The organism is Mycolicibacter sp. MU0083, assembly GCF_963378075.1.
GTDB lineage: Bacteria > Actinomycetota > Actinomycetes > Mycobacteriales > Mycobacteriaceae > Mycobacterium > Mycobacterium kokjensenii.
The window spans coordinates 3873446-3889520 of the sequence record NZ_OY726394.1 but is presented as its reverse complement, the minus strand read 5'-3'; the positions used below and the strand labels follow the sequence as shown (position 1 = coordinate 3889520).

Annotated in this window: 16 protein-coding genes, 1 tRNA gene and 1 other RNA gene; 8 read left to right on the top strand and 10 right to left on the bottom strand. The window is 70.4% G+C overall.

Going from position 1 to position 16075, the window contains the following annotated elements; translation table 11 throughout:
• Positions 1-8: 8 nt before the first annotated feature.
• Both RCP38_RS18240 and RCP38_RS18235 read right to left on the bottom strand, forming a co-directional pair.
• The gene (locus RCP38_RS18240; protein WP_308474313.1) at positions 9-728 is read right to left on the bottom strand and encodes a lipid uptake coordinator LucA; all 720 of its coding nucleotides are present in this window, start codon (positions 726-728) and stop codon (positions 9-11) included.
• Positions 729-810: 82 nt separating this feature from the next.
• Positions 811-896: transfer RNA gene (locus tag RCP38_RS18235), tRNA-Ser, on the bottom strand.
• Positions 897-987: 91 nt separating this feature from the next.
• Between RCP38_RS18235 and ffs the strand changes: the two genes are divergently transcribed.
• The 4 genes from ffs (at position 988) to RCP38_RS18215 (ending at position 5051) form a co-directional block, all read left to right on the top strand.
• Positions 988-1082, top strand: an RNA gene (gene ffs, locus RCP38_RS18230) — signal recognition particle sRNA small type.
• A 32-nt stretch (positions 1083-1114) separates the two neighbouring features.
• Positions 1115-2389 carry an aspartate aminotransferase type Ic gene (locus RCP38_RS18225; RefSeq protein WP_308474312.1) on the top strand — a complete coding sequence of 425 codons (1275 nt, stop codon included), beginning with the start codon at positions 1115-1117 and terminating at the stop codon, positions 2387-2389.
• 1 nt (position 2390) lies between these two features.
• On the top strand, positions 2391-2996 hold the full coding sequence (locus RCP38_RS18220; protein WP_308474311.1) for a CHAP domain-containing protein: 606 nt from the start codon (positions 2391-2393) through the stop codon (positions 2994-2996).
• Positions 2997-3050: 54 nt separating this feature from the next.
• On the top strand, positions 3051-5051 hold the full coding sequence (locus RCP38_RS18215; RefSeq protein WP_308474310.1) for a DNA polymerase III subunits gamma/tau: 2001 nt from the start codon (positions 3051-3053) through the stop codon (positions 5049-5051).
• A 10-nt stretch (positions 5052-5061) separates the two neighbouring features.
• Here RCP38_RS18215 and RCP38_RS18210 read toward each other — a convergent pair whose 3' ends face one another.
• Positions 5062-6375, bottom strand: coding sequence for a class I SAM-dependent methyltransferase (locus RCP38_RS18210; protein WP_308477408.1), 1314 nt, complete (start codon positions 6373-6375; stop codon positions 5062-5064).
• 85 nt (positions 6376-6460) lie between these two features.
• Here RCP38_RS18210 and RCP38_RS18205 point away from each other — a divergent pair, with 85 nt between their 5' ends.
• A complete protein-coding gene (locus RCP38_RS18205) occupies positions 6461-7675 on the top strand; it encodes an FAD-dependent oxidoreductase (protein WP_308477406.1) in 1215 nt (404 codons plus the stop codon).
• On the opposite strand, the gene RCP38_RS18200 is transcribed toward RCP38_RS18205, so the two are convergent.
• The 3 genes from RCP38_RS18200 to RCP38_RS18190 are packed head-to-tail and all read right to left on the bottom strand — an operon-like array spanning position 7672 to position 11154.
• Positions 7672-8967: a class I SAM-dependent methyltransferase gene (locus RCP38_RS18200; protein ID WP_308474309.1), complete on the bottom strand. Its 1296-nt coding sequence runs from the start codon at positions 8965-8967 to the stop codon at positions 7672-7674. The genes RCP38_RS18205 and RCP38_RS18200 overlap by 4 nt on opposite strands.
• Positions 8964-10343 carry an FAD-binding oxidoreductase gene (locus RCP38_RS18195; RefSeq protein WP_308474308.1) on the bottom strand — a complete coding sequence of 460 codons (1380 nt, stop codon included), beginning with the start codon at positions 10341-10343 and terminating at the stop codon, positions 8964-8966. The genes RCP38_RS18200 and RCP38_RS18195 overlap by 4 nt, the downstream gene beginning before the upstream one ends.
• Before the next feature lie 46 nt (positions 10344-10389).
• Positions 10390-11154 (bottom strand): Rv3717 family N-acetylmuramoyl-L-alanine amidase, encoded by a 765-nt coding sequence (locus RCP38_RS18190; RefSeq protein WP_308474307.1) that lies wholly within the window; start codon positions 11152-11154, stop codon positions 10390-10392.
• A 119-nt stretch (positions 11155-11273) separates the two neighbouring features.
• Between RCP38_RS18190 and RCP38_RS18185 the strand changes: the two genes are divergently transcribed.
• The 3 genes from RCP38_RS18185 to RCP38_RS18175 all read left to right on the top strand — a co-directional run bounded on the left by RCP38_RS18185 (position 11274) and on the right by RCP38_RS18175 (position 13272).
• Positions 11274-11609 carry a YbaB/EbfC family nucleoid-associated protein gene (locus RCP38_RS18185; RefSeq protein ID WP_308474306.1) on the top strand — a complete coding sequence of 112 codons (336 nt, stop codon included), beginning with the start codon at positions 11274-11276 and terminating at the stop codon, positions 11607-11609.
• Between the two features lie 10 nt (positions 11610-11619).
• Positions 11620-12231, top strand: a complete 612-nt coding sequence (gene recR, locus RCP38_RS18180) for a recombination mediator RecR (protein ID WP_308474305.1) — start codon at positions 11620-11622, stop codon at positions 12229-12231.
• Positions 12232-12390: 159 nt separating this feature from the next.
• The gene (locus RCP38_RS18175) at positions 12391-13272 is read left to right on the top strand and encodes a hypothetical protein (RefSeq protein WP_308474304.1); all 882 of its coding nucleotides are present in this window, start codon (positions 12391-12393) and stop codon (positions 13270-13272) included.
• Here RCP38_RS18175 and RCP38_RS18170 read toward each other — a convergent pair.
• From RCP38_RS18170 to RCP38_RS18155, 4 genes are read right to left on the bottom strand one after another with little or no spacing between them, the layout of a single operon-like run.
• On the bottom strand, positions 13269-14453 hold the full coding sequence (locus tag RCP38_RS18170; protein WP_308474303.1) for an NAD(P)/FAD-dependent oxidoreductase: 1185 nt from the start codon (positions 14451-14453) through the stop codon (positions 13269-13271). The genes RCP38_RS18175 and RCP38_RS18170 overlap by 4 nt on opposite strands.
• Positions 14450-14632: a rubredoxin gene (locus tag RCP38_RS18165; RefSeq protein ID WP_308474302.1), complete on the bottom strand. Its 183-nt coding sequence runs from the start codon at positions 14630-14632 to the stop codon at positions 14450-14452. The genes RCP38_RS18170 and RCP38_RS18165 overlap by 4 nt, the downstream gene beginning before the upstream one ends.
• Complete coding sequence (locus tag RCP38_RS18160) at positions 14629-14802, bottom strand: rubredoxin (RefSeq protein ID WP_308474301.1); 174 nt, start codon at positions 14800-14802, stop codon at positions 14629-14631. Before RCP38_RS18160 ends, RCP38_RS18165 begins: the two co-directional genes overlap by 4 nt.
• Entirely contained in the window at positions 14802-16019 is a 1218-nt protein-coding gene (locus tag RCP38_RS18155) for an alkane 1-monooxygenase (protein WP_308474300.1), read from the bottom strand. The genes RCP38_RS18160 and RCP38_RS18155 overlap by 1 nt, the downstream gene beginning before the upstream one ends.
• Between the last annotated feature and the right edge of the window lie 56 nt (positions 16020-16075).

Sequence of the window (16075 nt, the reverse complement as noted above, 5' to 3'; positions counted from 1 at the left end):
GCAGCCGGTCAGCCGTCTTTTTTGGCCTGACGCTTGCCGGTCGGGCGCAGTTCTTCGGTGTCCCCGGCTTCTTCGGCCGCGGCCTCGACGGTCTCTTCCGCGGCGTCGTCCGCCTCGACCTCGACGGTCTCTTCCGCGGCGTCCTCGCCGTCGGCCTCGTCGTCCCCGGCGTCCACGGTCTCGTCGGCGTCCTCGACAGGTGCCTCGGCTTCGGCTTCGGACTCGGCCGCCTCGGCCTTCTTGCCGCGGCGCCCACGCTTGGGCTGCTTGGGGGTCTTGAGCTTGATCGGTTTGGGCGGCGGCGCCGGCTGCTCGGCCACCGAGGCCAGGTAGAACGCGCCGATGCCCAGCAGGGCGATCGCGGCCGCGGCCCCGTAGATCCCGAACAGCCACATGCCGGCGTCGTCCAGCGACAGCCAGATCTCGCTGATCGCGGTGCCCAGGATCAGGGTGCCCGCTACCAGGGGTGCCACCGCGGCACCGGACAGCAGCGACAGGGCCAACTGCGGGGTGCCGAACTCCGGCTTGCGGGCCTGCTTGAGGGCCGCCGACACCGGCACGGCCGTCGCGCCGATCAGCAGACCGAGCAGAATCCGCATCACGGTGCCCAGGGTGTGCGGGGCGAAACCGGTCAGCTCCCACCAGCGGGGCAACACGAACAGGAAGTACAGGAGCGCGGCGAGAGCGGAGAGCGACGCGTGCCAAACCGTGGCGACGGTACGACTCACGCCACCTCCCATGCTCGTCAGTAGTGATTCAGGTGCGGCCGGACCAGCAAAACTGTCGGTCCGGCCGCACCTGTCTCGGGTGCGGAGGATAGGGGATTTGAACCCCTGAGGGCTATTAACCCAACCCGCGTTCCAGGCGAGCGCCATAGGCCACTAGGCGAATCCTCCGTCGGCAATGGTAGCTGAGTCCGCTGGGTGCTTTGCGCACCGCTCACCCTGCCCGGCTTCGCGACGCATCCGATCACCGCTAGACTCGTCTCTCGGACCCCGCGCGGCGTCCATCCTGTGAACTCCCCCAGGGCCGGAAGGCAGCAAGGGTCAATGGGCTCTGGCGGGTGCGCGGGGTCCCCTTATATGTCGGGCCTTCGACGTCGAAAGGCGCACCCGTGTCGCTGCATACCCTCAACCGTGCCGACCTGACTGCGCAGTATGAGCGCTTCCAGCGCGACTACGCCGACTTGCAGGCCAAGAAGCTCGCGCTGGACCTCACCCGCGGCAAACCCGCGCCCGAGCAGCTGGACCTGTCCAACGGACTGCTGGCCCTGCCCGGTGCGGGTGACTTCCGCAGCGACGACGGCACCGACACCCGTAACTACGGCGGCCTGCAAGGGCTGCCCGAGCTGCGGGCGATCTTCGGTGAGCTGCTCGGCATCGCGGTGCCCAACCTGATCGCCGGCAACAACGCCAGCCTGGAGTTCATGCACGACGTCATCGTCTTCTCGATGCTGCACGGCGGCGTGGACTCGCCGCGGCCCTGGAGTCAGGAGCCGGCCGTCAAGTTCCTGTGCCCGGTCCCCGGCTACGACCGGCACTTCGCGATCACCGAGACCCTGGGCATCGAGATGATCCCGGTCCCGATGCGCGAAGACGGCCCCGACGTCGACCTGATCGAGGAACTCGTCGCCGCCGACCCGGCGATCAAGGGCATGTGGACGGTGCCGATCTTCGGCAACCCGACCGGCGTCACCTACTCCTGGGAGACGGTGCGCCGCCTGGTGCAGATGAAGACCGCCGCGCCGGATTTCCGGCTGTTCTGGGACAACGCCTACGCGGTGCACACCCTGACCGCCGAATTCCCGCACCAGATCGACATCCTCGGGCTGGCCGCCGCGGCCGGCAACCCCAACCGGCCCTACGTGTTCGCCTCCACCTCCAAGATCACCTTCGCCGGGGCGGGCGTCAGCTTCTTCGGCGGCTCACTGGGCAACATCACCTGGTATCTGCAGTACGCCGGCAAGCGCTCGATCGGGCCGGACAAGGTCAACCAGCTGCGGCACCTGCGCTTCTTCGGCGACGCCGAGGGCGTGCGGCAGCACATGCGTCGCCACCAGCAGATCCTGGCGCCCAAGTTCGAGCTGGCCGCCGAGATCCTGCAGAGCCGGCTGGGCGAGTCGAAGATCGCATCCTGGACCGACCCCAAGGGCGGCTACTTCATCAGCCTCGACGTCTGGCCGGGCACTGCGCGTCGCACCGTCGCGCTGGCCAAGGACGCCGGCATCGCGGTCACCGAGGCCGGGGCGTCGTTCCCGTACCGCAAGGATCCCGAGGACAAGAACATCCGGATCGCCCCGTCGTTCCCGTCCGCCGAAGACCTGCGCGACGCCGTCGACGGGCTGGCCACCTGCGCGCTGCTGGCCGCGGCCGAACAGCTGCTGGGCTGACGTGCCGGGATTCGGCGCCAAAGCGGCGGTGGCGGCGGCCGCGTTCGCGATGCTGGGACCATTCCCCGCGGCGCACGCGCTGCCGGGACCGCCGGTCGACCCGCGCCCGGTGCAGCCGGTTGCGGCCGCATCCGCCGAGCCCGCGCCGCTGCCGCAGCGGGCCGTCGAGGAACTCGACATCTTCCGGGGTAACGCCGCCGAGGCCGCACTGGGCAACCCGGTGGTCTACGGCGACGGCCAGTGCTACCCGCTCGTGGAGCACTACATCCAGTCGCTGGGCTGGTGGCGCAACCACGATCCCAGCGTCAACGTCTCCGACCTGTACCACCATTTCCCCACCAACGGCCTGGACCGGTACTTCGACCGGGTGCCGTTCGAGGGCGGGCTCAACGAGCCGCGGATCGGCGACATCGTCGTCTACGACCCGGGCGGCGTCGTCAGCGAGCACGGGCACGCCGCGGTCGTCACCGACGTCCATGGCCATGGACCGCTGCTGCAGTACCAAACCGCCGACCAGAACTCCGGCGGCCGGTTGTTCGTGACCCTCAACCAGCGTGACTTCAGCCCGATGTGGAACACCTTGGGTTTTCTGCGCCCCAAACCGTAGTGCGCAATCCGCCGGGGCTACACCGCCGTCGGCGCGAACAAGTACCCTGCTGGCGTGGCGCTCTACCGCAAGTACCGGCCGGCAACCTTCGCCGAAGTAGTGGGGCAGGAGCACGTCACCGAACCGTTGTGCGCGGCATTGTCGGCGAACCGGATCAACCACGCCTACCTGTTCTCCGGGCCCCGCGGCTGCGGCAAGACGTCGTCGGCGCGCATCCTGGCCCGCTCGCTGAACTGCGTGCAAGGCCCGACGCCCACGCCGTGCGGGACGTGCGACTCGTGCGTGGCGCTGGCCCCCAACGGGGCGGGCAGCATCGACGTCGTCGAACTCGACGCGGCCAGCCACGGCGGCGTCGACGACACCCGTGATCTGCGGGACCGGGCCTTCTACGCGCCCGCCCAGTCGCGCTACCGGATCTTCATCATCGACGAAGCGCACATGGTCACCCCCGCGGGATTCAACGCGCTGCTCAAGATCGTCGAGGAGCCGCCGGACCACCTGATCTTCGTGTTCGCCACCACCGAACCGGAGAAGGTGCTGCCGACCATCCGCAGCCGCACCCACCACTACCCGTTCCGGCTGCTGGCGCCGCGGACCATGCGGGAACTGATCGGGCGGATCTGCGAACAGGAACACGTCGCGGTCGACGACGCGGTGTACCCGCTGGTGATCCGTGCCGGCGGCGGTTCCCCGCGGGACACGCTCTCGGTGCTCGACCAGCTGCTGGCCGGCTCCGAGCCGATGGACGGCAACCCCGACGTCAACCACGTCCGCTACCAGCGGGCGCTGGGCCTGCTGGGCGCCACCGACGTCGCCCTGATCGACGAGGCGGTCGACGCCCTGGCCGCCGGGGACGGCGCCTCGCTGTTCGGCGCGGTGGAGGCGGTGGTCGACGCCGGCCACGACCCGCGCCGGTTCGCCATCGATCTGTTGGAGCGGTTCCGGGACCTGATCGTGCTGCAGGCCGTCCCCGACGCGGTGGCCAAGGGCGTGGTCGACGCGCCCGAAGACATGCTGGAGCGCATGCGGGAGCAGGCCGCCCGGCTGGGGCCGGCCACCCTGACCCGGTACGCCGAGGTGGTGCATGCCGGCCTCGGCGAGATGCGCGGCGCCACCGCACCACGACTGCTGCTGGAGGTGGTCTGCGCCCGGCTGCTGCTGCCGTCGGCCGCCGACACCGAGGCCGCGCTGCTGCAGCGGGTGGAGCGCATCGAGGGCCGGCTGGACATGTCGATCCCGGCGACCGCGACGGGCGCGGCACGGCCCGCTCCGGCGGTACGGCCCGCCCCTGCCGCACAGGCCGCCTCCGCCGCACCGGCCCGGCCGGTCGCGGCTCCCGCTCCGGCGGCTCCCGCCCCTGCTGCCCCCGCTCCGGCCCCTGCTGCGCCGGCACCCGCCGCCAAGCAGTTCACCCGGCGCTCCCAGGCGCCCGCGGCGACGGCGTCGTCCCCGCCGCCGGAGGCGCGTCCGGCACCCACCCCGGCCTGGGAACCCGAACCGGTCCGCCAGCCCGACCCGGCCCCCGCCGCAGCAGCGCCCCCCGCCGCAGCGCCCCCGGCCCCGGTGGCCCCGGCACCGGCGGCCCCCGTGTCGGCTGCTCCCGGCGAACCCGATGCGGCCGCCGTGCGCTCCGTGTGGAGCACCGTGCGAGAGAAGGTGCGTCAACGCAGTCGCTCCACCGAGGCGATGCTGGCCGCCGCGACCGTGCGCGCCGTCGAGGGCGACACGCTGGTGCTGTCCCACGAAACACCCTCGCTGGCCCGGCGACTGTCCGAACCGCGCAACACCGACGTCATCACCGAGGCCCTCAAAGACGCCCTGGGGGTGAACTGGCGGGTGCGCTGCGAAACCGGGGGGCCCGCCGGCGGCCACGCCGCGGCATCCGCACCGGTCGACGCCGAATCGGCCCGGCGCGCCGACGAGGAGGCCATGCTGGCCGAGGTCGCCGACGACGCCGCCTCGGGCGCCGACGCCGCGCCGCGCCGCGACCCCGAAGAAGTCGCCCTGGAACTCCTGCAGAACGAACTCGGCGCCCGCCGCATCGGCGGGGACTGACCACGGCCTGCTAAGGCTGCCACCAAGGCCGCAGCGGCAGATCGTCGTCGCCGTCGTCGTCGACGTTGCTGGCCAGCACCTGATGCAACTGGAACAGGTTGCGTTCGAAGCACAGCACCGACGCCGCCATGTAGAGCCCCCACACCTTGGCCCGGCCCAGCCCGACCTCGGCGACGGCGTCGTCCCAGTGCGCCACCAGGTTGCGGCCCCACTGCCGTAGCGTCATCGCGTAGTGGTGCCGGAAGTCCTCCTCGTGCAGCACCTCCAGCCCGGTCTGCTGGATGGCGGAGATGACGCGGCCCGACCCGGTGATCTCGCCGTCGGGGAACACGTACCGGTCGGTGAACGCGTCACCGCGGTAGGTCGAGTTGTCCGGCAGCGTCACGCACTGATTCAGCAGTAACCCGCCGGTGCGCAGCTTCGATTTGAGGCAACCGAAATAGGAGCGGTAGTGGCGCACCCCGATGTGTTCGCTGACCCCGATCGACGAAACGGCGTCGAACCCGGCCTCGCGCACATCCCGGTAGTCGCTGTAGCGCACCTCGGCCAGCTCCGACAGGCCCTCGGCGACGATGTCGCGCTGGGCCCGCGCCACCTGCTCGCCCGACAGGCTCACCCCGAGTACGTGCACACCGTGGCGGGCGGCGTAACGGACCATGCCGCCCCAGCCGCAGCCCACGTCGAGCAGTCGGTCGCCGGGTTGCAGACGCAGCTTCTCGAAGATCAGCCGATACTTGTTCTCCTGGGCCTCCTCCAGCGTCGCGTCGGCGCGCGGGTAGATCGCACAGCTGTAGGTCATCGACGGGCCCAACACCCATTCGTAGAAGGTGTTGGACAGGTCGTAGTGGTGGTGGATGGCGTCGGCGTCGCGGGCCCTGGAGTGCCGCAGACCGTCGACGGCCCGGCGCCAGCGCGGCGGCGCTTCCTCCGCCGGCGGCGCGATCGGCTTGAGGTTCTTGAGCCCGATAGAGCGCACGATGTTGGCCAGCGCCCGCGGCGCCGGATGCCGGAACTCCAGATCGGTCAAGGCGTTTAGCACCGGGTAGGGATCGCCCGGATGTACCCCGCGCAGTTCCAGATCACCGGCGACGTAGGCCCGCGCGATGCCGAGCTGGCCCGGCGAGGTCGCCAGATAGTTGGTGGCCCGCGGGGTCAGCAACTCCACCCCCAGCGCCGCGTCGCCCGGCCCGATGCTGCTGCCGTCGTAGGCGGAGATCTTCAGCGGCGGCTGCCCGCCGCCGGCGAGCAGCATCAAGACCTCGGCCAAGCCGAGTCTGCCGTCGGTGGCGGTCGGAGTGCTGGTGGTCGGCTGCGTTTTCACCATCATGATGGGTCCCCCCTTGCCCAGATGCGGATAACCGCCGGGACGGCACCTCAAACCCGCGTAACGTGGCACCGCGATGGGCGACATGACGGACACCACCACCTGCGCGATCGTCGGTGGCGGACCCGCGGGCATGGTGCTGGGTCTGCTGCTGGCCCGGGCGGGCGTGCAGGTGACGCTGCTGGAGAAGCACGCCGATTTCCTGCGGGACTTCCGCGGCGACACCGTGCACCCCACCACGTTGCGGCTGCTCGACGAACTCGGATTGTGGGAACGCTTCGAGACGTTGGCCCGCAGTGAGATTCACCAGGTCAGCCTCGATGTGGCCGGCCGCGACGTCACCGTCGTCGACTTCGGCCGGTTGCGCCGCCAGCCGCACCCCTACATCGCGATGGTGCCGCAGTGGGATCTGCTCAACCTGCTCGCCGAAGCCGCGCAGGCCGAGCCGACGTTCACCCTGCGGATGCAGACCGAGGTCACCGGGCTACTGCACGACGACGGCCGGGTGGCCGGGGTGCGCTACCGGGACGGGAACGGCGACGGCGAACTGCGTGCCGCCCTCACCGTCGCCTGCGACGGACGCTGGTCCATCGCGCGCCACGAGGCCGGCCTGCACTCCCGAGAGTTTCCGGTGAACTTCGATGTGTGGTGGTTCCGGCTGCCCAACGACCGCGCCGGCGAACCCACCCTGCTGCCCCGCCTGGGCCCCGGCCGGGCCGCGATCATGATCCCCCGCGACAGCTACTATCAGGTGGCCTATCTGGGGCGCAAAGGCACCGATGCGGACAAGCGGGCGCGCGGCATCGAGGCGTTCCGCCGGGACGTGGTGGAGCTCATCCCCGAAGCCGAGGAATCCGCTGCGGCACTGCGCACCATGGACGATGTCAAACACCTCGATGTTCGGGTGAATCGCTTGCGGCACTGGAGCATCGACGGCCTGCTGTGCATCGGCGACGCCGCGCATGCGATGTCCCCGGTGGGCGGTGTCGGCATCAATCTGGCGGTGCAGGACGCGGTGGCCGCCGCGACCATCCTGGCGCAACCGCTACGCGAAGGCCGGGTGAGCCGGCGTGAGCTGGCCGCCGTGCAACGGCGCCGTCAGGTGCCCACCGTCATCACCCAGACCGCACAGCGGGTGGCGCACCGGGCGCTGGGCCCGATCCTGCGCGGGGCGAACCTGAGCCCGCCCGCGGCCGTGGGCACCGTGTTGACCAGGCTGCCGTGGCTGGCGGGTATCCCGGCGTTCCTGGTCGGGGTGGGGGTGCGACCCGAGCGCGCCCCGGCCTTCGCCCGGCGCTAAGGCCGCCACCACGGCCGCAACGGCATCCCGGCCCCGGCCGTCCCGCCGACGTCGCCACCGTTGGCCGCCAGCATATGGTGCAGCTGAATCACGTTGTGCTCGAAGCCCAACCGCGACCCCGCCAGATACAGGCCCCACACCTTCGCGGTGGCCACACCGACCTCGGCGACCGCTTCGTCCCAGTGCGCCACCAGGTTGGCGCACCAATCCCGCAGCGTCAGCGCGTAGTGGCCGCGCAGATTCTCGGTGTGCAGCACCTCCAGGCCGGCGTCCTGGATCTCGCTGATGATGCGGCCCGAGCCGGCCAACTCCCCGTCGGGGAACACGTAGCGGTCGATGAAATCCCCTGCCTTGGGGCCGGATCGGTTGTCGGCGCGGGTGATGCAGTGATTCAGCAGCAGTCCGCCGGGGCGCAGCCGCGACTTCAGGAACCCGAAGTAGCCGGGGTAGTTCGCGACACCGACGTGCTCGGTCATCCCGATCGAGGAGACCGCGTCGAACCCCGACTCGGGCACGTCGCGGTAGTCGCAGTGCCGCACCTCGGCACGGTCGGACAACCCCTCGTCGTCGATGGCGCGCTGCGCCCAACGGGCCTGCTCGGCCGAGAGCGTCGCACCGATCGCATGCACCCCGTGGCGGGCGGCGTAACGCACCATGCCACCCCAGCCGCAGCCCACGTCCAGCAGGCGATCGCCGGGGGACAGGCGCAGTTTCTCGAAGATCAGCCGGTACTTGTTCTCCTGGGCCTGCTCAAGCGTCGCGCCCGGATCCGGGTAGACCGCGCAGGTGTAGGTCATCGACGGGCCCAGCACGCACGTGTAGAAGTCGTTGGACACGTCGTAGTGATGGTGGATCGCATCGGCATCCCGAGATCTGCTGTGCCGCAGTCCTTCCGCGATGCGTCGCCAGCGGGGCAGGTGCTCCTGCGGCGGCGGCGCGACCGGCACCAGATGCTCCACCCCGATCGAGCGCACGATCGAGGCCAGCACCCGCGGGGAGGGCCGCTTGAAGTGCAGCTCGTCGGCGAGCGACTTGAGCAGCAGGTAGGGGTCGCCCGGGTGAACGCCGTGCACCCCCAGGTCCCCGGCGACGTAGGCGCGGGCCATCCCCAGGTCGCCCGGTGCGGTGGCCAGGTAGGTGGTGCCCCGCGGGGTCAGCAGATCCAGCCCCAGCGGCGCGTCCTCGGGCCCGGCGGTGGATCCGTCGTAGGCGGTGAACCGCAGCGGCAGCCGGCCGTCGGTCGCCAGGGTCTGCAGCACCTGGGCCAGGCTGAGTCGGCCGGCCGTCGTCATCGCCGCCGCACCGCCTTGTCGTAGAGGTCCAGCAGCCGCGCATCGGGGTCGTAGATCTCCTTGACCGCCCGGTAGGCCGCGCCGCCGTAGAGTTCGTCGAACTCCGCCGGGGTGTAGTAGGAGTCGGAGTACAGCGACTTGTGGCCGTCGAGTTCGCCGACCTTCGCCTCGATCAGCCGATTGGTGGCGCCCTCGGTGGCACCGGCCGGGACCGACGACCAGAACCCGATGTTGACGTAGGTGCGGTTGGGCCGGATCGGGTACAGCGGCCACTGCTCGTCGGCGCGCAGTCGCAACGGGCACAGCCACACCGGCTGGATCGGCACGTGGGCGAAGAACCAGTCCAGGAACTCCACGCAGCGCCCCAACGGCACCTCGACGTCCTGGACGACCCGTTCCCGCGGCGGGCGGTGGTGACGCTTCTCGATCCGGTCGGCGATGCCGAAACGCTGGTCGTAGGCAACCAGTTTCGCGTAGACGCTGCTGCGCCGGTACCGCCGCGGCCACCAACGCCGCACCAGCGGCCGCTGGACCCCGAACGCCCGCGAACACCAGAACCAGTCGGTGTCCCAACGCCACAGGTAGTCGGCGACGGTCAACCGGTCGTCCTTGACGCCTTCCGGATGCCGGATCGACCGGTAGTAGATCCGCTGGCCGGTGTAGTCGCTGACCGCGCCGGGGACATCGGTCTGGATCCCCAGACACAGGTAGCTCTCCGCGGGGCTGAACACCACCCCGTCGAGGTAGTCCACCGCGACCCCGTCGAACCCGCCGGTGTCGATGATGCGGTCCATCGCCGACACCAGCTCCGACAGCGAATCGAACCGGATGTGCCGCAATGCGACGAACGGCTTGACCGGCTCCAGCTCGATCTGCAGTCGCGTCGAATACCCCAACGTGCCATACGAATTCGGAAACGCCTGAAACAGGTCGCGGTGTTTGTCCCGGGATACCGTCAGCAGCTCACCGGCACCGGTCAGCACCTCCATCTGCAGCACCGACTCGTGCGGAAGCCCGTTGCGGAACGACGCCGACTCGATTCCCAGGCCGCTGACCGCACCCCCGACGGTGATCGTCTTCAGCTGCGGGACCACCAACGGCGCCAACCCGAACGGCAGGGTGGCGGCGACCAGGTCCTCATAGCTGCACATCCCGCCGACGTCGGCGGTGCGTGTCTCCGGGTGCACCGCGATGACGTCGGCCAGCCCCGAGGTGTCCAGTCCCGGCGCCCGGCGTCTGGCGCGCGCCCGGAACAGGTTGGTGGTGGGTTTGGCCAGCCGGACCGACTCGCCGTCGGGGATGTTGCGGTAGCTATCCAGCAGAAGCTGCACCCCCCGCGCGTGGGATGTCGGTGTTTCGGCCGGCCGAACAGACATCACCATCCACGCTAGCCGCGGATCACCGGGCGCGCACCCGGTCGGGTCAGGGCAGTTGCGCCTGACTGCTCAAGAAGCCGGCGACCCCGCGGGCCATCGCCTCGGCGTAGCGCTGCCGGCCCGCCGGGCTCTCCATCAGGGCCGCGTCGGTCGGATTCTTCATGTTGCCCAACTCGACCAGCACCGACGGGTACTCGGCCAGGTTCAGCCCGGCCAGGTCGGCCCGGCCCTTGAGGCCGTCGGTGCCGATGTAGTTCGCCGGTGGAATCCCCGAGGCCTGCAACTGGCTGCGCATGACCTGGGCGAGCCGTACGGCCGGCCCCTCCTGGGCCGGGTTCAGCGGCGGCGCCGAGTAGTTGACGTGGAATCCGCGGCCGCCGGCAGGCCCGCCGTCGGCGTGGATGGACACGATGGCGCTGGGATGCAGCGCGTTGGCCGCCGCGGCACGGGCGTCGATGCACGGTGCCGGCCCGTTGTCGTCGCCGCGGGACATCGCGGTGCGCACACCCATCGCGGTCAGGGCCTGACGGAGTCGCAGCGTGGTGTCCCAGGCGAAGCTGTGCTCGGGGTAGCCGGAGTTGGTCGCGGTGCCGGTGGTCTGGCAGTTCTTGGTGCCGCCGCGGCCATTGGGCACCTGGCGGTTCAGCGCGGCGGGGTCGCCGGCGCCGCTGTGGCCGGGGTCGAGGAACACGATCATCCCGGCGATGTTGTTCGGGGCGGCCGAGGACAGCGGGGCGCTCGGGACCGCGGCCGCCGCCAGCAGGCCTGCGGTGACCGCGATACCGACACGCGAGAGAACTGGTAGGCGCACGCCGCCACGGTAGGCCGATGCCGACTACGCTGGGTTTCTCACACGCGCGGGGTCTGCCCAGCTGAAATCAAGCCGCAACCCGGTCGAGACCTCGCGAACGACGATGCAAGGGGAGTGTCATGCAACCAGGAGGCCCGCCCGACATGTCGGCGCTGCTGGCTCAGGCCCAGCAGATGCAGCAGCGACTGCTGGCCGCGCAGCAGGAGTTGGCGGTCACCGAGGTGCACGGCGAAGCCGGCAACGGGCTGGTCAAGGTCACCGCCAACGGCAGCGGTGAGGTGCTCGCCGTGCAGATCGACCCCAAGGTCGTCTACCCCGAGGACATCGAGACGCTGCAGGATCTGCTGGTGGGCGCGCTCGCCGACGCCTCGAAGAAGGCGCACAAACTGGCCCAGGAGCGGCTGTCTCCGCTGGCCGGCGGCATGGGCGGCGCACTCGGCATGCCGGGGGCCTAGGTGTTCCCCCTTGTTTGAAGGCCCGGTTCAGGACCTGATCGACGAGCTGGGCAAGCTGCCCGGCATCGGGCCCAAGAGCGCCCAGCGGATCGCGTTCCACCTGTTGTCGGTGGAACCGCCGGAGATCGATCGGCTCACCGCGGTGTTGACCAAAGTCCGTGACGGGGTGCGGTTCTGCGAGGTCTGCGGCAACGTCTCCGATGCCGAGCGCTGCCGGATCTGCTCGGACGCGCGCCGCGACGTCGCCCAGATCTGCGTCGTCGAGGAACCCAAGGACGTCGCGGCCATCGAGCGCACCCGGGAGTTCCGCGGCCGCTACCACGTACTGGGCGGGGCGCTGGATCCGCTATCGGGGATCGGCCCGGACCAGTTGCGGGTCCGTGAACTGCTCAACCGGGTCGGGGAGCGCATCGACGGGGTGGACGTCAGCGAGGTGATCATCGCCACCGACCCCAACACCGAGGGCGAGGCCACCGCCACCTACCTGGTGCGGATGCTGCGGGACATCCCCGGGCTGAGCGTGACGCGCCTGGCGTCCGGGTTGCCGATGGGCGGCGACCTGGAGTTCGCCGACGAGCTGACCTTGGGGCGGGCCTTCACCGGCCGCCGCGCGATGGCCTGAGCCGGATCCCCCGCCCGCGGGGCGCACCCGCCGGCCTCTCTCCCCGCGAAACCGACGTTTTGCAGGACCCTTCTCGCACTTTCTCTGCAAAACGTCGGTCTCGGCGAAGGGGAGGGAAGGGGAGAACGCGATGTCGGTGTCGGCTGGCACTCTGCCGCTATGGAAGGGGTCTTCGTAGCCGGCGCGGCGATAGCCGCCGGCCGGGTGACCCGCCACGAACTCAAACGGTGGTACCGCCCGCTGTACCGCGGGATCTATCTGCCGAAGCACTCCACCCCCACCCTCCGTGATCGGGCGACGGCCGCTTGGCTGGCTTCCGGGCGAACTGGGGTGATCGCCGGAGTCGCGGCGTCCGGCCTGCACTACGCGGAGTGGGTCGACGACGACATCGACATCGACCTCATCGACGGCACCATGCGGAAGCAGCCCGGCCTGATCGTGCACGACGAAACCCTGCGCGACGACGAGATCACCCAGGCGGGCCGGATCCCGGTCACCACCCCGGCGCGCACCGCCTACGATCTGGGCCGGTTGCTGCCCCGCGGCGACGCGCTGGCTCGGCTCGACGCGCTGGCCCGCGCCCGTTCGTTGCGCGCCGAGGACGTGTTGCTGATCGCCGAGCACCACAAAGGTGCCCGTGGCCTGCGCCGGCTGCGCAGCGTGCTGCCGCTCATCGACGCCGGGGCGGCCTCTCCGAAGGAGACCGGGCTGCGACTGCTGCTGATCGACGCCGGTCTCCCGATCCCCACCACCCAGATCCCGGTCTGCGACCGCGGCTACCGGCCGTTCGCCTTCCTGGACTGGGGGTACCGCCCGCTTGCGGGGGAGGGATGGGAGGAGTACCTGGTGTCCGCGGAGTACGACGGCGATCAACACCGCAAGGACCGCCTGCAATACGTCAGGGACCACAAGCGCCAACGCAAGTTGGAAGCTTTGGGCCGGAACAACATCCGCGTCATCAACGAAGACGATCCCGCCGAGGTGATCGCGCGGGTAACCGCGGCGCTACGGTCCCGTGGCTGGCGGCCGGGGAGAAACTAAACCGGTTGCAGCACGTCGGTGATCGCCACCCCACCGGCGATCAGGGCGCGGGCGGCGCGGATCTTCTCCGGCACACCGGCACCCACCACCGCCGCCAGCCTCCCGTCGCGCTCGTAATAGGCCAGGAACCGGCGGCTCGCCACGTCGTAGTCCTCGACCAGGTGCACGGTGTCCCCGGCGCGCGGATGCCCCAGGCATTGGATCTTGACGTCGTACTGGTCGCTCCAGAAGTAGGGCACCCCGGCCGCGACCGGCGCCGACCCCAGCATCGCCGCCACCATGATCCGGGCCTGCTCGGCGACATTGCTCCAATGCTCGACGCGGACCTGCGCGCCGGCGGCATCGCGCCACGACGCCACATCACCGATCGCCCACACATCCGCGGCGCCGGTCCGTCCGACCGCATCGCAGACCACGCCGTCGGCCACGTCGATACCGCTGCCGGTCAGCCATTCGGTGGCCGGACGCGACCCGACACCGACCACCACCAGGTCGGCCGCCAGCACCGAGCCGTCCGACAGCGTCACCGCCTCGACGTGATCGTCGCCGGTAACCGAGGCCACCTGCACCCCGGTGCGCACGTCGACGCCCTCGTCGCGGTGCAGTCGGGCGATCAACGCCCCGGCCTGCGCACCGAGCACCCCGGCCAGCGGCGCGGCCTGCGACTCCACCAGTACCACCGCCAACCCCCGGCTGCGCAGTGCGGCGGCGACCTCACAGCCGATGAACCCCGCACCGATCACCACGGCGCGACGCGCCGCGGCGGCCCGCCCGCGCAATGCCACACAGTCGTCGAGCGACCGCAGCACACAGATGCCGTCCACCTCGCCCAACGACGGGATGCGTTGCGGCACCAGGCCGGTGGCGATCACCAGCCGGTCGTAGCCGAGCGTCTCGCCGTCGGCCAACGCCACGGTGTGCGCGTCGACGTCGACGGCCCAGGCCGCCGCCCCCAGCCGCAACGTGATGGCGTTGTCGTCGTAGAACGCCGTCGGTTTCAAGGCCACGTCGTCGACCTCGCCGCGCAGCATCTGCTTGGACAGCGGTGGCCGGTCGTAGGGCGGGTGGTCCTCGGCGCCGACGACGGTGATCGGGTCGGTGTAGCCGTTGCGGCGCAGTTGTTCGGCGGTGCGGACCGCCGCCAGTCCGCCGCCCACGATCACCGTGCCGGCGTCGCTCACGGCCGCGCCACCTCCACCATCTCGAAGTCGGCCTTCGCCGCGCCGCAGTCCGGGCAGCTCCAGTCCTCGGGGATCTCGGCCCAGCGGGTGCCGGGCGCGATGCCGTCTTCCGGCCAGCCCAGCGCCTCGTCGTATTCGAAGCCGCACTGCAGGCACCGGAACAGTTTGTAGTCGCTCATCGGTTCTCTCCCGTCGGTTGGAAATCCAGCTTCTCGCGTACCGCACAATCCGGGCAGGTCCAGTCGTCGGGCACCTGCTGCCAGGGCGTCCCGGGCGGGAACCCCTCCCGGGGTTCCCCGGCGGCCTCGTCGTAGACGTAGCCGCAGCCCGGGCAGCCGTAGCCGGCCATCAGGCCGACACCCCGTAGCGGGCCAGGATCTTCTCCCGGCGGCGCGGCGAGATGTTGGCCCGGGTGATGTCACCGGCGTAGTGCTCGAGGACCCGGTGGTCCATCAGCTTCCGCCACACCGGCGGGAAGTAGGTCACCCCGATCAGCGCGCCGTAGCCGGCCGGCAGGTTCGGTGAGTCGTCGAAGCTGCGCAGCGTCTGGTAGCGCCGGGTCGGGTTGGCGTGGTGGTCGCTGTGCCGCTGCAGGTGGTAGAGGAACAGGTTGGTGACCATGTGGTCGGAGTTCCAGCTGTGCTGCGGCGTGCAGCGCTCGTAGCGGCCGCTGTCCAGCTTCTGCCGCACCAGCCCGTAGTGCTCCAGGTAGTTCACCGACTCCAGCAGCGACGATCCGTAGAGGGCGTTGATCAGCAGATAGGGGATCAGTGCCACGCCGAACACGGCCAGCAGCACACCCCAGAACAGCACCGAGATCGCCAGCGCGTTGAGCACGTCGTTGTCCGCCCAGGTGCGCGGGTTCCACGGGCTGCGGCCGGTCCGGCGGATGCGCTGCGCCTCCAGGTGCCATGCCGACCGGATGCCGCCGATCACGCTGCGCGGCAAGAACTCCCAGAACGATTCGCCGAACCGCGCCGACGCGGGGTCTTCCGGGGTGGCGACGCGGACGTGGTGGCCGCGGTTGTGCTCGACGTAGAAGTGGCCGTAGCAGACCTGGGCCAGGGTGATCTTGGCCAGCCAGCGCTCCACCGACTCCCGCTTGTGGCCCAGCTCGTGGGCGGTGTTGATGCCGACCCCGGCGACCGTCGCCGTGGTCAGCGCCACCCCGATCTTGCCCAGCCAGCCCAGCGGACCGTCGTAGCCGAGCCAGCTCAGATCGGATGCGGTGAACAGGTAGGCGCCGAACACGGCGCTGGCGTACTGGAACGGGATGTAGGCGTAGGTGGCGTAGCGGTAGTACTTGTCGTTCTCCAGGGCTTCCATCACCTCGTCGGGCGGGTTCTGCCCGTCGGCGCCGACCCACAGGTCCACCGTGGGCAGCAGCAGGTAGACCAGGAACGGCCCGATCCACAGCGGGATCTGGGAGGCGAGGTGCCAGCCGGCCTGGTTCATCGCCCACACCAGGGGCAGCATCAGAAACAACATGGTGGGCACCACCAGGCCCAGCAGCCACAGGTGGCGTTTCTTGTCCTGCCAGATCGCACTGGCCGTATTGGTGTTCATGATGCTGACGCTAGGCAGTGCGGCGGGCGGGCCGCTCGTCCCGCGCGGCCAAGAAA

Coding starts and splice junctions, on each gene's coding strand:
- RCP38_RS18210 (WP_308477408.1), bottom strand. CDS start 6,375: ATGGTGAAAACGCAGCCGACCACCAGCACTCCGACCGCCACCGACGGC.
- RCP38_RS18205 (WP_308477406.1), top strand. CDS start 6,461: ATGACGGACACCACCACCTGCGCGATCGTCGGTGGCGGACCCGCGGGC.
- RCP38_RS18200 (WP_308474309.1), bottom strand. CDS start 8,967: ATGACGACGGCCGGCCGACTCAGCCTGGCCCAGGTGCTGCAGACCCTG.
- RCP38_RS18195 (WP_308474308.1), bottom strand. CDS start 10,343: ATGTCTGTTCGGCCGGCCGAAACACCGACATCCCACGCGCGGGGGGTG.
- RCP38_RS18185 (WP_308474306.1), top strand. CDS start 11,274: ATGCAACCAGGAGGCCCGCCCGACATGTCGGCGCTGCTGGCTCAGGCC.
- RCP38_RS18175 (WP_308474304.1), top strand. CDS start 12,391: ATGGAAGGGGTCTTCGTAGCCGGCGCGGCGATAGCCGCCGGCCGGGTG.
- RCP38_RS18165 (WP_308474302.1), bottom strand. CDS start 14,632: ATGAGCGACTACAAACTGTTCCGGTGCCTGCAGTGCGGCTTCGAATAC.
- RCP38_RS18160 (WP_308474301.1), bottom strand. CDS start 14,802: ATGGCCGGCTACGGCTGCCCGGGCTGCGGCTACGTCTACGACGAGGCC.
- RCP38_RS18155 (WP_308474300.1), bottom strand. CDS start 16,019: ATGAACACCAATACGGCCAGTGCGATCTGGCAGGACAAGAAACGCCAC.